The sequence below is a fragment of the Anabaenopsis sp. FSS-46 genome, from assembly GCF_029891665.1.
Taxonomy (GTDB): domain Bacteria; phylum Cyanobacteriota; class Cyanobacteriia; order Cyanobacteriales; family Nostocaceae; genus Anabaenopsis; species Anabaenopsis arnoldii.
This window is the reverse complement of record NZ_JANQDG010000059.1, coordinates 65,878-81,557: the sequence shown is the minus strand read 5'-3', so window position 1 is coordinate 81,557 and position 15,680 is coordinate 65,878. Positions and strand designations below refer to the sequence as shown.

Genomic DNA, 15,680 nt, shown 5'->3' with positions numbered 1-15,680 from the left:
TAGAACGGAGTTTAATTATGCCTCGTTCTCAAATATTCACTACATCTTTAGACCTTCAAGAAATTTACCCCTGTCCTGTCTGTCGCGTCGGTAAAATTTCTCAGATGCCAATGATGGAAACTATGGCCTGTGACTTCTGTCATGAGATTTTTACTGTCAACCTAGAAGAACAACAAATCAAAATGCCTTCTCGGCAACCCCCACTGATATGGCGCTGGAATGGCTTTAACTGGACCGAACCCCAACTAGAAGGGGTGGAACTGGGTTGGGGTTATGGTGCAGCAGCAATTGCTTTTGTGGTTATCCCTACAACTATCATTGCCCTAGCTGCTTATTACTTACCCCCAATATCTGATAGCCCCATTACTTGGTTACCCTATATCTGGACAATACTCACTTTTTTGTCACATTTATCAATTATTATCTGGATTTTGGCAGAAATTTATCAGTTTCCACTTATGGCTTATTGGAGAGCCATGCATCGGTGGAGAAATAGGTAACAGACTATACGTTAAATATACTATAGCCTTTTTCAGGCTCATGAAGTAAACACCAATTCCCTGTTCGGTGTGTTCCCTGTTCGGTGTTCCCTCAAACTAAAAAAAATTGTACCTCACGAGCATGGTAAATGCTATATGTGGGAATTTAGGATCAAAAGGTTATTTATGAACTGAGTTACCTCAAACAGGCTTGTATAATATTTAAATCTCAGTTAGACAAAAGCTATTCTGCTGGTGGAGAATCACCCGCCCTAGGGCTTGACTAGGGTGGAATTCTCACTAATTCCCACATCAAAACTACACTGGAGTAGGTTTGATCTGGCAGCTGCATCACTCATACTTAAGATTGTTCACAAAAATACCTGATGAGCGAGATGGAGCAGTATTATCGAGTTTTGGAAATAGAACCTGGAGCCACACTTGAGGAAGTCAACCAGGCTTATAAAGACTTGGTTTTCATTTGGCATCCTGATCGCATTCCTCAAGATAATCTTCGTTTACAAAAGAAAGCCCAAGAAAAGCTCAAAGCTATTAATGAAGCTCGTGATCAATTGCGAGCTTTAAATGGCAAGCATAACCATGTTGCTCATTCTCCGGTATCTCCACCCAAAAAACCACCCCACACTACCTACAAACCACCTAGCCCTAACCCGGATTTGAGTGGTAAGAACTTCAGCGGCTCTAACCTCAGCAACAAGGATTTATCTGGGCGAAACTTGAGTTATGCTAACTTGAGTGGCGCTGACCTGAGTGATACTTTTATGCATAAAGTCATTCTCCGGGGAGCAAACTTATCTCAAGCCAATTTGTTTCGAGCTAATTTACTTTTAGCCGACCTCAGAGAAGCTAACTTACGCTCTACTAATTTAATTGGCGCTGACCTGAGTGGCGCTGACCTGCGCGGAGCCGACTTGACAGGGGCGCGGATTCGTTCGGGCGATCGCCTACTGGTAAAATTAATTGGTGCTAATTTAGCCGGTGCAATTATGCCCGATGGTGCCATCCATAGTTAACAATCAGTTTGATTTATGAACATCGCCATTATTGGTTGCGGTTACGTTGGTTGTGCAGTTGCTCAATTGTGGCAGCAAAAAACGAATTTTATGATCACTGCTACCACAACCACCCCTGAGCGTGTCCCCACATTACAAACTCTAGCCCACAAAGTTGTAGTTATCCAAGGCCATAACCGAGAAGGACTAAAATCTGTATTGCAAAATCAAAATGTTGTCCTGTTGAGTCTTGGGGCAAAAGGGGTCAATGTATACGCAGAAACTTACCTCAAAACTGCTGAAAATCTGGTGAACCTTTTACCAGATATTCCTACAATCAAGCAGATAATATATACCGGCAGCTATTCAGTTTATGGCGACCATAACGGTGGATGGGTAGATGAACAAACCCCACTTAGACCCACTCATGAGCGGGGAAAGATTCTCCAAGCCACTGAGGATGTATTGCTAGCAGCATCTACTGATCAACTGCGTGTTTGTATCTTCAGGTTGGGAGGTATTTATGGACCGAATCGGGAACTGATCAAAATATTTAGTAGACTTCCTGGTACAACTCGTCCCGGTAATGGTGAAGATGTCACCAATTGGGTTCACCTAGATGATATTGTTGGGGCGATAGAATTTGCCCGCCAACATTACTTAGAAGGTATTTATAATTTAGTAGATGATGCCTATTTAACTAGTCGAGAGTTACTAAGTCGCTTGTTTAAAAAACACGATTTACCCAAAGTAAAATGGGATAATACTGCTACAAGTAACCGTCCATATAATGCTAAAGTATCCAACCGAAAAATTAAAGAAGCAGGGTATAAATTAACTCACACACACATTATTTTTTAAGAAAAAAACCCGATTAATATGGTAAATTCATTGAATATTAGAATATCTCCTACCCAGTTTTATACATGGAACAATTATTCTTGTGCCTATGAAATCCATGAACCAGCTAATTCCGCCAGTGACGGTATACCTTTACTTTTAATTCATCCGATTGGTGTGGGGTTATCGCGGCAATTTTGGCAAAGGTTTCGCCGCCAATGGTATCAAACAGGCCGTAAAAATCCTATTTACAATCCCGACTTACTCGGATGTGGTGAAAGTGATATGCCCCATGTGGCTTATACTCCTCAAGATTGGGCGCAGCAACTACATACCTTTTTATTAACAGTAGTTAAAAAACCTGTAGTAATTGTAGTACAAGGCGCATTATTACCCGTAGCCATAGAACTAGTACAGCAACAATCTTTAATTCTGGGGATGATTTTAGCTGGTCCTCCATCTTGGCCAGTAATTACTAAAAACGCATCACCATTACAGCAAAAAATAGCTTGGAATATTTTTGATTCCCCTTTTGGTAAGGGTTTTTATCGCTACGCACGGACAGAAAAATTTTTGCGTTCTTTCTCAATTAGGCAACTTTTTGGCTCCGAGAATGCTGTAGATAAAGAATGGTTAAATATGTTATTCGCAGGGGCAAAAAATCTAGAAAGTCGCCATGCAGTATTTTCATTTTTAGCTGGATTTTGGCGACAGAATTATAGTAGTTATTTAGCTTGTATCAATCAGCCCACACTGATCGTTGTAGGAGAAACTGCATCCAGTATTAGCAAAGAAGGGAAACAAGAAACACCAGATGAACGCTTGGCTGATTATCTGGGCTGTTTACCCCAAGCTACGGGTATTAAAATACCGGGACGCAACGTTTTACCCTATGAATCAACAGGGGAATTTGTAGAAGCGATCGCCCCATTTATTACTCAGTTAGAAGCTGTCAAATCTTGAGGTACTTCTTCAAATACAGTCAAGTCAAACCAAAAAGTAGTACCCACACCCACCTCACTCACCAGATGCATTTGACTATGATGCCGTTCTATGATATTCCTAACAATAGATAAACCCAAACCAGTACCTTCTAAAGTGTGAACACGATTTTCCACACGGAAGAAACGGTCAAAAATCGCCTTTTGGTCTTCAGGGGCAATACCGATACCAGTATCCGAGACTTCCACCCGGACATGAGAACCCCGAATGTGTGAGTCAGGGTTTGTGTCCAGTTCGTAGGCGCGAATCACTACCTGACCACCCGGCTGAGAGAACTTCAAAGAATTACCTACTAAATTAGCTAATACTTGTAACAGTAAATCATAGTTGCCCACAACCAAGGGTAAATAAGGCTCTATTTCCTGAATTAATTCAATAGCTTTGTCCCTCGCATTGAGTTCATAAGTACGCAGGGTTTGTTCAATAGCTTGTGCTAAATCCACACCATCAAAATTGTAACTGCGTCCAGATTCGAGTTTAGACAAATCCAAAACATCGTTAACTAAACGGGTAAGTCTATCAGTTTCATTATTAACAGTTTGTAGAAAATCCTGTCTTTGTTCCACACTCAACTCTTCGCCATACTCATGCAAAGTTTCGATAAAAGATTTGATATTAAATAGAGGCGTGCGTAACTCGTGAGAAACATTACTAATAAATTGGCTTTTTGCCTCATTCAGTTCTACCTCACGAGTAATATCCTGCACAGTGATCGCAATACCTTTGATGCTCTCCCGTTGGAGATTGAGTACAGTAGTCAGGAGAATGCGGATAGTACGCTTAGTGGCTTGATTCAAATGAATACGGAACTCGGCGCTGTCACATTCACCCGCAGCCATTTCATACAAAGGACGGGTAATTTCCATCTGCACTGCTGAGGGTAAATGATGTAAAACATTACCCCCTTCAACTCCTATCCCCTCCCAGCCAAAAATCCGTCGGGCCGTGGGGTTAACTAAAATCACCTGCATACTGTTATCAATCAAAACAGCACCATCAGCAATGGTAGAAACCAGGGTTTCCAGCTTGGCTTTTTCTGCTGTTAATTCCTCAATATTTTGCTCCTCATAGCGTTCTAGACGTTCAGCCATTTCATTAAAGCTGAGAATTACCTCTCCTAGTTCCCCCCCTAAAGGTAAATCAATGCGCTGCTTGAAATTACCAGCCGCAATTTGTTTCACCCCTACTAACAGTTCTTTAATAGGCTTGGTAATAGTCAAAGCATTAATAACTCCAGCCAAAATCACCATCACCCAAATCGTGATAAAAACCGCAATAGTCACATCACGGGTGAAATTAGTAGAAATAACTGCCGTTTGGTTGGGGTTGATACCTATGGCTAAAACCCCCTGGTGTTTTTGATCAACAATTAGGGGAATAAATACATCCGTGACTACTCCATCCGGGGTTATATGTTGCCGCACCATGGGCTCTTTCCGCTCATTGGTGTAATCTTCTGGTAGTTGTATCCGTCGTTCAATGGTGAGGGAGTTTTCTACCTCTTCCAAAAAAGGAATGCCAAAAAATATTTTCCCAGTTTCATCAGCGTAGAGCATATAACGCACACTAGAGGTGCTGCTGTAGAAGCGTTGGGAAAATTGCTGGGCTTCAGTGAATTTGTGGTCAGCGATCAGGGGAGCAACGTTAGCAGCAAGCAGTAGTCCTAGGTCACGACCAAAGCGGGTGTCATTCATGCGCGCATCTTGCTGAATTGTATTCACAGCCCAGAATGTGAGGCCACTCATGACCAAGGACACAACTAAGGTAGCTACAGCCAACAGTTTGGTCTGGAGGGTGAACTCTGACCACCAGTTAGCAATTGCTTCTTGGATTGTTTTTAAAGGAGCCAGCATTGTAAATCAAGTTGTTAGTAGTTTTGGTTATTTAACCCCAACCACTAAAAAATTAACAGTGAATTTGATCAAGATGTTAATTGCAAGATGAGGTTAGGTCAGACATACCAAGTTTCCAGGTGAGGAAATTAAATATAGCAGAGGTTTATTGCCCGTGCTACATGGGTAACTTCCATTGACCTGAATTATTTTGCTCTAGGAGCTAGTCTTGATTTAATACTAACAGTAGTTACTCTCAAGGATGGGGACAGGGACGACGGAAATACTCACAGTTGCTGCCTTGCTCAGATACGCGGTATCTATGATACCGCCTAATGTTTTTTCTAGTTGAGCACTCGATGACCGATATCTTGGCGGTAATATACCCCCTGAAATTGGATTGATTTGATCCCAGTGTATGCTTGAGCGATCGCCTGCTGAAAATTTTCACCGATGCCCGTTACATTTAACACCCGTCCCCCATCTGTAACTATTTCTTCTTGCTGGTTTAATTTTGTACCTGCATGAAATACCGTCACTCCCGCGGATTCAGCCTCTTTGATTCCCGTAATCACTTTACCCGTGTCGTATTTACCAGGATAACCCCCTGAAGCAGCGACCACAGTAGCCGCAGCCCCTGGTTTCCAAGCTATAGGCGGCATTTCCCCTAAACGCTGCTCTACACAGGCCAAAATCAATTCCTCTAGGGGTGTTTCTAACAGTGGCAAAATCACCTGAGTTTCCGGGTCACCAAAGCGACAGTTAAATTCTAACACTTTGAACTCGCCATCGGGGGCAATCATCAAGCCCGCATACAGCACCCCCCGATAGTCAATACCTCTAGATTTTAAACCAGCGATCGCCCTTTCCAACACTTCAGCTTGAATCCGCGCCATTAACTGGGGTGTAGCAATAGGTGCGGGGGCGTAAGCTCCCATCCCGCCGGTATTTTCCCCTGTATCCCCGTCTCCAATCCGCTTATGGTCTTGAGCGGGGAGCAAGGGGCGAATAGTTAACCCATCAGTCAGGGCTAAAACTGATACCTCTTCCCCAATCAAACATTCTTCCACTACCACAAAATTACCAGCACTGCCAAACTGTCCCGCAAAAATTGCCTCAATCGCACTTTCCGCCTGTTCTTGAGTTGTGGCGACTATTACCCCTTTACCGGCCGCTAAACCGTCGGCTTTAATAACTATAGGTATTCCCTGGGATTTTACATAGAATTTAGCTGCCGTCGCTTCAGTAAATACCGCACCCTTGGCTGTGGGAATCCCCGCCTCTTGCATTAAGCCTTTAGCCCAAGCTTTACTAGCCTCTATTTGCGCCCCAGCTCTCCCTGGACCAAATACCATCAGTCCTTGACTTTGCAGGTAATCTGTAATACCCATTGCTAGAGGTACTTCTGGCCCCACTACCACCAAAGAAATGCCATTTTCTAGAGCGTATCGGCTCATCCCCTCAAAATCATCTACAGCCAAAGGTAGGTTCTGACAACGTTCTAGAGTAGCAGTTCCCCCGTTTCCTGGTACACAAACAACTTGCTCAAGCCCAGATTGTAACAGTTTCCAAGCCAGGGCGTGTTCCCGCCCTCCATTACCAACAACTAAAACTTTCACTGATTTCCTCATGTATCCCTGATCGAGAATACCTTAGCAGCTCTGATGAATCAACTTTTAACAATTTCCCATGATGCCAAATGAGTTTGAAACAAAAGGTATCACGGCAGGTATTCGGTGTACAAATCAACCAGTTGAGTTTCTCCCCCAAAGGTAAGGTAGGTATTTATCTATTTCTCTGTCTTAGGGTAGATGACGAAATTCTTTTATACTCCTTAGTTGCCACAAAAAATCCTGTCTATTATTATACCTTTGTTGGAATATTCAGAAAAATATGGCTAATTGTCCTAATTGTGGTTCTACTCACATTCAACTCAAAAAGGAAACTCAAGTAAATTGGGGGCGAGCCGTTACTGGTTGGGTTTTATTTGGGATTGTAGGTGGTGCAATAGGTGCAGTGACAGGGGAGGCTAAAAATGCTAATGTTTGTATGGATTGTGGTACATCTTGGAAAGCTGAAGATATCTATAAAATTCTAGAGGTTATTAAAAAGTTAGCTAGCATAACACTAGATTTATCTAAGGAAAAACACCGTTCATTTCTGAATAAATTTATCTCTACAATTGGTACTTATATAGAGGAAGTATCCGAAACTGAAAAAAAAGCAGAGGCATTTCTGACCAAAGCCAAACAAGAGGCGGAAAGTAAATATTTCGTTCTATCTGGTTGTGGTTGCCTCTTGTTGATATTTAGTGTATTTTTTGCCTTTTCTGCATCGGCTGCCGATATTGCTGGTTTCGCTTTTATTATAGGTCTATTAGTATTCATAATAGGTTTTGTGATTGATGCTAGTATATCTCATGCCAACAAAGAAAACATTAAGAAGGAAATAGAAATGGCGGAAGCCAAAGCAGAAGGAATGAAGATTAAGGCTCAAGAAAAACTGAAAGCAAAAGTCAGCCTTTTTGTGCTGAATAATCCTCTGAATTAAAGTATAATCTGCCAATCAAAATACCTATAGTCCCAAGCATTACTTACCCCTGGTGGGTCTTGGTGGATGAGGGGACGCAACCCATTTAATCCAGCTAAAATTGCCGAACCATTATGAATCAGGGTCGCTGCTAAGGGATGCAACCCTAGGGTAATAGTTAGTCCTAAAGCCGCTAAATTGGGGAATATTACTAAACCAATATTTTGTTTAATTACCGCTGCGGTTTCACGGGCGATCGCACTAGCTTGTCACCCGTCATCTATATTAAGGTACTCAAGAGGTTGTCTGTATTTTGAAAGCTTGTTTAATAAATGTTGATATGTAATTTTCATCACCAGAAGGGCAATATCCCCGACTTCTACGAAAATTTATAACTACCTGACAAGATCATAGTCAGAAGTCGGGGATATGAGTCACTAATAAAAGCGATCGCTTTGGGTACTGCGTAGCAATCGCACTGGCGTTTTGTCAGTCAACAGTCAACAGTCAACCGTCAACCGTCAACAGTCAACCGTCAACCGTCAACCGTCATCTATATTACAGTGCTGAACTGAGTTAAATGTGCTTGTATCTGCCCTAAATCCCTGGTAGCATCAGGAGCAATCGCACCTTGAGTTAATTTTTCATCAGGGAAAGCAGTAGAACCAAACAGATGGCGTACTATCATAATCCCATCGGAAAGGGCTTTAATTTCTCCATTCCCGTCAATATCTAGGTATTGGTTATCTACCCCCTGTTGTAAGTAGGCTTGAATTTCTGCTAGGTTGCGAGTAGCGTTAGGAGCGATCGCACCTTCAGTTAATTTTTCACCAGGGAAAGCAGTAGAACCAAACAGATGGCGTACTATCATAATCCCATCGGAAAGGGCTTTAATTTCTCCGTTTCCGTCAATATCAAAATTCCACTCCTGCTTACTGACTAAAATCGGGTCTGCTTCTAGGCTATAACCAGGGGCTAAATTATCGGAAGTAAGATTAAGTTGAGTTCCGGCAAAGTTAGCAGTGGTGGTAAAGTTAAAATCTCCTAAGTTTAATGGTAGGGTTTGACCAGGCCAACTAGCAGTAAAGCTAGTATACCCAAATTGGATATAGCGATCGCTTTCGGGGTCATTGTCAAAGTCCCCACTATCAGGTAAATCTGCCAGTGGAACGAATAGATCGTTAGTAAAGAGGTTTTCTGCAGTTTGGAAGCTCAATTCATTAGAATTGTAGTGCAACCGCAGACTAATACCCGCAAGGGCATTCTCACCAGTGGAGGTATTATAGAACAGGGGAATAGATACGTTACCACCGGGGAGAGTCATTAAATTATCTAATGATGTAATTTGTTGGCGATCGCCCTGCACCGGTGGTGTATCATCATTTTCAATTGTCCCGGTAGCTGTGGCGGTGTTAATGGTGGCGTTACTGGGGTTAGATAGGGTAACGGTAAAAGTTTCCTCTGGTTCTACTACCCTATCACCTGGCACATTGACTGTAATTACTTGAGATGTTTCCCCATCTGCAAACTCAACCGTACCCGTGGGGAGGGTTCCGCCAAAATCGGCGGAGTTAGCGGGGTTGTTACCTGTACCTGTCACCGCCCAGTTAGCACTACTTGTACCTGTGGTGTCTCCGATGCGGGTAACTGTGAAGGTGAAGGGGGTAGTACCTTCGTTACCTTCTGACTGTACTGCATTGGTGGGAGCGACTATCCCTATAGATGCTTGAGTAAACTGACTCACATCAATAATTTGCAATCCTGCTTCATAATCAGCGACATAGGCGTAGTTCCCCACTACTTGTACACCATAAGCATAGCCAGTGGTATCAAAAACGCCCGTGGGGGTGGGGTTAGCCGGGTTGCTGATATCTATGATTTGCAATCCTGCTTCATAATCAGCGACATAGGCGTAGTTCCCCACTACTTGTACACCAAAAGCATAGCCAGTGGTATCGTAACCACCGGTGCGGGTGGGGTTAGTTGGCTTGCTGATATCTATGATTTGCAATCCTGCTTCATAATCAGCGACATAGGCGTAGTTCCCCACTACTTGTACACCCATAGCAGAGCCAGTGGTATCGTAACCACCGGTGCGGGTGGGGTTAGCCGGGTCGCTAATATCTATGACTTGCAATCCTGCAGAACTATCAGCGACATAGGCGTAGTTTCCCACCACTTGTACATCCCTAGCAGAGCCAGAGGTCGTGTAACTACCGGTGAGGGTGGGGTTAGCAGGGTCGCTGATATCTATTATTTGCAATCTTGAATAAGTTTGGGATCCTGAATAACCATATCCTGGATAACTAGCAACAGAAATATCAGTCACATAGGCGTAGTTCCCCACTACCTGTACACCCATAGCAGAGCCAGTGGTATCGTAACCACCGGTGCGGATGGGTCTAGCTGGGTCGCCGATATCTATGACTTGCAATCCTGCACTATCAGCGACATAGGCGTAGTTCCCCACTACTTGTACATCCCTAGCAGAGCCAGTGGTATCGTAACCACCGGTGCGGATGGGTCTAGCGGGGTCACTGATATCTATTATTCGCAATCCTGCACTCCCATCAGCGACATAGGCGTAGTTCCCCACCACTTGTAGATCCTGAGAAACGCCAGAGGTATCGTAAACGCCGGTGTTGGTGGGGTTAGCGGGGTTCCTGATATCTATTATTCGCAATCCTGCAGAACTATCAGCGACATAGGCGTAGTTCCCCACTACCTGTACATCCCTAGCAGAGCCAGAAGTCCTGTAACTGCCGGTGTTGGTGGGGTTAGCAGGGTCGCTGATATCTATTATTTGCAATCCTGAATAAGTTTGCAATCCTGGATAACCATATCCTGGATAACCACTAGCAGCAGCCTCATCAGTGACATAGGCGTAGTTCCCCACTACTTGTACACCCAGAGAAACGCCAGTGGTATCGTAACCACCGGTGCGGGTGGGGTTAGCGGGGTTCCTGATATCTATGATTTGCAATCCTGCACTCCCATCAGCGACATAGGCATAGTTCCCCACTACCTGTACATCCCTAGCACCACCAGTGGTATCGTAAACCCCGGTGCGGGTGGGGTTAGCGGGGTTCCTGATATCTATGATTTGCAATCCTGCACTCCCATCAGCCACATAGGCGTAGTTCCCCACTACTTGTACATCATAAGCAGAGCCAGTGGTGTCGTAAACGCCGGTGCGGGTGGGGTTAGCCGGGTTGCTGATATCTATGATTTGCAATCCTGCACTCCCATCAGCCACATAGGCGTAGTTCCCCACTACTTGTACACCCTCAGCATCGCCAGTGGTATTGTAAACGCCGGTGCGGGTGGGGTTAGCAGGGTCACTGATATCGATGATTTGCAATCCTGCACTCCCATCAGCCACATAGGCGTAGTTCCCCACTACTTGTACACCCTCAGCATCGCCAATGGTATTGTAAACCCCGGTGAAGGTGGGGTTAGCGGGGTCACTGATATCTATTATTTGCAATCCTCCCAACCCATTAGCGATATAGGCGTAGTTCCCCACTACTTGTACACCATAAGCATTGCCAGTGGTGTCGTAATTGCTGAAGGGAAAAACATTGAGGGTGATATTGCCTGTTTCACTACCATAACCATCCACCGCTAGGTAATAGGTAGTTTCGGGAGTGACGTTAAAACGTACACGGCTTTGTTCACTATTATTTACCCCCAAGTCATCATTCTGTGCTACTAATGTCAAACCATCCACAGTATTACCAGTGAATACAGATAACACCGTATCAAAATCACTGCCAATAGTATCTATACTAACTTGGGTAGTAGCTGGGGCAGTCCAACTCCACCAAGAGGAGTTCATCACTCCACTCTGGGCTGGTTCCCCTATTTCCCCAGTAAAGCCGACGTTACTACCGGTGATGATATTTCTGCCATTAATGATGATGGCATTGAGAAAGTTGTCATTGGAAGTAATAGACATAGATTTAAGGTGTTATAAGTACTCGATAAAATAAAGAATATCTGGAGTATAAAAATTCAGATATTCACCAGGCTTAATTAAACTTCATATTACAACAAATATTCAGAATTATTTAACTTTTATCGGTAAAATATACTTTTTTTGATACTAACGACTCAGTGATACTATTTAGCTAATTTTGTCATCTATCTAAAGATAGATATTTGAGAAGATAAACCATATATCCAATCAAGGGGCGATCGCCGTTACTTGTATTATTGATGTCAGAATTAATACCCAGTCGGATTTATCCGACTTAAGCTATCAGACAGGGGTTTCTAACCCCAGGCTCCCGGTGCTTGTAGCTTTTAAACCCTGACCCGTCAACCGTCAACGGTTCGACTCCGCTCACCGACCACCGTCAACAGTTAACACCCAGTCGGATTTATCCGACTTAAGCTATCAGACAGGGGTTTCTAACCCCAGGCTCTAACCCCAGGCTCCCGGTGCTTGTAGCTTTTAAACCCTGACCCGTCAACCGTCAACCGTCAACCGTCAACAGTTAACACCCAGTCGGATTTATCCGACTTAAGCTATCAGACAGGGGTTTCTAACCCCTGGCTCCCGGTGGTCTAAACTGCTGCGGTTTCACCGACGATCGCACTGGCGTTTTGTCAGTCAACAGTCAACAGTCAACAGTCAACAATCATGTCGTGGTGGGTCTTGGTGCCACAAAGGACGCAACCCATTTAATCCAGCTAAAATTGCCGAACCATTATGAATCAGGGTCGCTGCTAAGGGATGCAACCCTAGGGTAATAGTTAGTCCTAAAGCCGCTAAATTAGGGAATACCACTAAACCAATATTTTGTTTAACAACCGCTGCGGTTTCACGGGCGATCGCAATTGCTTCTATAAAACTGGTCAAATTATCATCCATCAGCACCACATCAGCTGTTTCTCTAGCTACTTCAGAACCTCCGCCAAAGGAAATCGCCACATCAGCATAGGCTAAAGCAATAGAATCATTTAAACCATCCCCGGTGAAAGCCACAGTTTTACCCGATGCGTGGATTTTCTGGATAATTTCCGCTTTTTGTTCTGGGAACGCTTCAGCATGAACTAGGGAGGGGTAAATATCAGCTTCTTTAGCTACAGCTATAGCCCTTTGCTGATTATCCCCTGTAAGTAAATGTATTTCCATACCATATTCAGAGTGCAGTTTCTTAATTACTTCCGCACTTTCTGGACGCAGGGGGTCTGTATAGGCGATAATTCCTTGAAACTCCTGATTAATCCCCACATACAGACAAGAATCATGGGCAGAAATATGGTAGTTTAAAAGCCGGGGAAAAATACCACACTGACGCAAAAAGCGATCGCTTCCTACAATAACCTGTTCACCATCAACCAGACAGCGCACCCCTAACCCAACTTCATAAACAAATTCTTGTCGTGGTAAAATTTCTACACCTTGTGCTTGGGCGTATGTCACTAGGGCGTTAGCTGCTGGGTGCGTAATATGTTGTTCTGCAGATGCAGCTAATGTTAACAGACGGTGAGCAGATATACCTTGATCTACGGTTTCCACAGCTACAACTTCCACATCACCCTTAGTTAAAGTACCGGTTTTATCAAATACTAGAGTATCAACCTGCGCTAATTTTTCCAGAGCACCACCACTGCGGATCAAGACACCATGTCTCGTAGCGTGGTGTAGAGCTGCTAAGAAAGTTGTAGGGAGAGCTACGCGAATCCCGGTGACAAAATCTAAGGTGATGATAGATGCAGCTTTGGACGGGTCACGAGTAATAATTAACACTATTGCCGCCAAAATCAAGGCTGGTAATACCGCTTTTTCGGCAATGTTAGCCGCATAATTACCCATGCGTGTATCATGAACAGGAGCTTTTTTGACTAATTCTATACTCGCCCCAGCACGAGTAGCAGCGCCCACCCCTTGGGTTTGGATGTAAATTTCTCCTTCCCGTACCAGGGTAGAGGCATAAACTGCTTGTCCCACTTGACGTAAAATCGGCATGGATTCACCCGTCAGCCTTTGTTGGTCAATAATCGCCTCCCCCTGTAGGATTTTGCCATCGACGGGGATTTGTTCACCAGGATATACTATCACTGTATCTTGGGGTTGTACCTCGGTAATTGACAGGCGTTGTATTTCCCCATTCGGTTGTTTTACCCAGGCGTAATTTCCTAGGGAATTTAATAAGTCCGCGGCGCGATTTTCCGTAACCCTGGCTGTGCGATCGCGCATCATATCGCCAATTTGATGCAGGATAATTAATAACGCTGGTGTTAACAGATTACCTTGGATAGAAGTTAAGGCGATCGCCATTAAATCTAGACAATCTATATTTAACTTTCCTTCCCGGCTAATACTAGTATAAGCCCGTTCAGCAATGGGTAAAACTGCCAGTGCTAATGTAGCAGCAATTATCACCCTGGGAATGGGTAAACCTAAGCGCAACACTGCCAAAACAGTAGCTAAGATTGGTAATTGCCGGGGATAATCGGCTTTTTTACGGATATTTTTACTTTTATAGTTCTTGGCTTTATGCAGTAAACTTACTATATAGTCTGGTATTAAACTACTCTGAACATCAGACACTTGATATTGAACTGCCACAGAACTGCACCAGGGATTAACACGTACTGCTAAAATCCGACCATCAGACTCTAGTAACTCTTGCACACAGACCAAATCTAGGGTAGTCCGCAATCTGATTCTGCCCGGAATTTGATGTACTATCTGATAGTTGGATTTGTCACCCCCCGGCTGACTGCTAAACGTAGATGTAATATTGCTGGTAATCATGGGTGATGGCCAATGTAAGTACCGAGCGATCGCGCTGTTTGCACTAAAAAGTTATGAGGATTTACCAGACAAGGACTCTCAGCCAAAACCGCTTCTAAAGGAACAGCAACAACCTGACCATTTTGCCAAGCTACCATCTGCCCAGATTGTCCATTAGCTAATAAATCTACCGCAGCTTTACCGAAAGCCGTAGCTATCAAACGGTCTAAAGCCGAAGGAATACCACCGCGTTGAATATGTCCTAAGACAGATACCCGAACATCAAGATCGTGGGTGAGGGCGCGAATCTCATCAGCAATATATTGACCCATACCACACGAAGGGCGTTCTACTCGCAGCGGTACCGCGCTATCACAGGATGTATAAGCAGATGAATCTGTAGCCACTTGAATACCTTCAGCCACAACTACAATAGCAAACCTACGTCCCCTGTGGCGTAGCCGTTCTAAATGCTCACACACACCCCCAATAGAATAGGGAATCTCAGGAATTAAAATCACATCCGCACCCCCCGCAATACCCGATTGTAGGGCTAAATGTCCCGCATTGCGCCCCATCACTTCCACAATCATCACCCGGTCATGACTACAAGCAGTAAAAGTCAAACGATTGAGCGCATCAACAACAGTATTTACCGCCGTATCGAAACCTACAACTCTTTGGGTCTGTCCCACATCATTATCAATAGTTTTAGGAATACCGATAAATTCCCAGTTTCCTTGACTTTGGAGTTGATAGAGAATTGCCAAGCTACCATCCCCACCGATGCCAATCAAAGCATCTAATCCTAAAGCATAGTATCCAGCAACAATCTCTTCTACATGAGCTAGAGTATCACCTTTATTAATACTACCCAAAATTGTCCCCCCCATATTCAGCAAAGGGTCAATACCACGCAAGTCTAAACCATGTATACTCAATGGAGTAGCTTCACGGTCTAAAAGTCCTCTAGTTGCATAAGGAATACCCACCACCTCCCAGTTATATGTCAGGGTGGCGTGATGCACCACTGCTCGAATCACCGCATTTAGTCCGGGACAGTCACCACCACTGGTTAGAATACCAAGTCGTTTTTTCATGGTCATCACACATTCGGGCTAGAACATGGCGATATTATTTTCGGTCGTCACCCATCACCCGTCAACAGTCAACAGTCAAATAAATCAAGTTTACATCGTCAATCTGGCGAGTGCCGATTAACTTTCCTTACAATTTT

The 15,680-nt window shown here is 44.0% G+C and carries 11 protein-coding genes; 5 read left to right on the top strand and 6 right to left on the bottom strand.

Annotated elements, in window-relative coordinates:
• Nucleotides 1–17 precede the first annotated feature (17 nt).
• From NWP21_RS06160 to NWP21_RS06145, 4 genes are all read left to right on the top strand, one after another.
• Nucleotides 18–500 (top strand): hypothetical protein, encoded by a 483-nt coding sequence (locus tag NWP21_RS06160; protein ID WP_280792002.1) that lies wholly within the window; start codon nucleotides 18–20, stop codon nucleotides 498–500.
• A 365-nt stretch (nucleotides 501–865) separates the two neighbouring features.
• Complete coding sequence (locus tag NWP21_RS06155; protein WP_280792001.1) at nucleotides 866–1,513, top strand: pentapeptide repeat-containing protein; 648 nt, start codon at nucleotides 866–868, stop codon at nucleotides 1,511–1,513.
• A 15-nt stretch (nucleotides 1,514–1,528) separates the two neighbouring features.
• Nucleotides 1,529–2,353: an SDR family oxidoreductase gene (locus tag NWP21_RS06150; protein WP_280792000.1), complete on the top strand. Its 825-nt coding sequence runs from the start codon at nucleotides 1,529–1,531 to the stop codon at nucleotides 2,351–2,353.
• 18 nt (nucleotides 2,354–2,371) lie between these two features.
• The gene (locus NWP21_RS06145) at nucleotides 2,372–3,295 is read left to right on the top strand and encodes an alpha/beta hydrolase (RefSeq protein WP_280791999.1); all 924 of its coding nucleotides are present in this window, start codon (nucleotides 2,372–2,374) and stop codon (nucleotides 3,293–3,295) included.
• On the opposite strand, the gene nblS is transcribed toward NWP21_RS06145, so the two are convergent.
• Together nblS and purD are read right to left on the bottom strand one after the other, a co-directional pair.
• Nucleotides 3,271–5,187 carry a two-component system sensor histidine kinase NblS gene (nblS, locus tag NWP21_RS06140; RefSeq protein WP_280791998.1) on the bottom strand — a complete coding sequence of 639 codons (1,917 nt, stop codon included), beginning with the start codon at nucleotides 5,185–5,187 and terminating at the stop codon, nucleotides 3,271–3,273. The two genes, NWP21_RS06145 and nblS, sit on opposite strands and share 25 nt — an antisense overlap.
• Nucleotides 5,188–5,510: 323 nt before the next feature.
• A complete protein-coding gene (purD, locus tag NWP21_RS06135) occupies nucleotides 5,511–6,785 on the bottom strand; it encodes a phosphoribosylamine--glycine ligase (RefSeq protein ID WP_280791997.1) in 1,275 nt (424 codons plus the stop codon).
• Nucleotides 6,786–7,059: 274 nt separating this feature from the next.
• Between purD and NWP21_RS06130 the strand changes: the two genes are divergently transcribed.
• Nucleotides 7,060–7,716 (top strand): hypothetical protein, encoded by a 657-nt coding sequence (locus NWP21_RS06130; RefSeq protein ID WP_280791996.1) that lies wholly within the window; start codon nucleotides 7,060–7,062, stop codon nucleotides 7,714–7,716.
• Here the strand turns inward: NWP21_RS06130 and NWP21_RS06125 are convergent.
• The 4 genes from NWP21_RS06125 to NWP21_RS06110 form a co-directional block, all read right to left on the bottom strand.
• The gene (locus NWP21_RS06125; RefSeq protein ID WP_280791995.1) at nucleotides 7,713–7,859 is read right to left on the bottom strand and encodes a hypothetical protein; all 147 of its coding nucleotides are present in this window, start codon (nucleotides 7,857–7,859) and stop codon (nucleotides 7,713–7,715) included. The genes NWP21_RS06130 and NWP21_RS06125 overlap by 4 nt on opposite strands.
• 389 nt (nucleotides 7,860–8,248) lie before the next feature.
• On the bottom strand, nucleotides 8,249–11,653 hold the full coding sequence (locus tag NWP21_RS06120; RefSeq protein WP_280791994.1) for a pre-peptidase C-terminal domain-containing protein: 3,405 nt from the start codon (nucleotides 11,651–11,653) through the stop codon (nucleotides 8,249–8,251).
• A 678-nt stretch (nucleotides 11,654–12,331) separates the two neighbouring features.
• The gene (locus tag NWP21_RS06115; RefSeq protein WP_280791993.1) at nucleotides 12,332–14,464 is read right to left on the bottom strand and encodes a heavy metal translocating P-type ATPase; all 2,133 of its coding nucleotides are present in this window, start codon (nucleotides 14,462–14,464) and stop codon (nucleotides 12,332–12,334) included.
• On the bottom strand, nucleotides 14,461–15,543 hold the full coding sequence (locus NWP21_RS06110) for an ATP-dependent 6-phosphofructokinase (RefSeq protein WP_271734953.1): 1,083 nt from the start codon (nucleotides 15,541–15,543) through the stop codon (nucleotides 14,461–14,463). The genes NWP21_RS06115 and NWP21_RS06110 overlap by 4 nt, the downstream gene beginning before the upstream one ends.
• Between the last annotated feature and the right edge of the window lie 137 nt (nucleotides 15,544–15,680).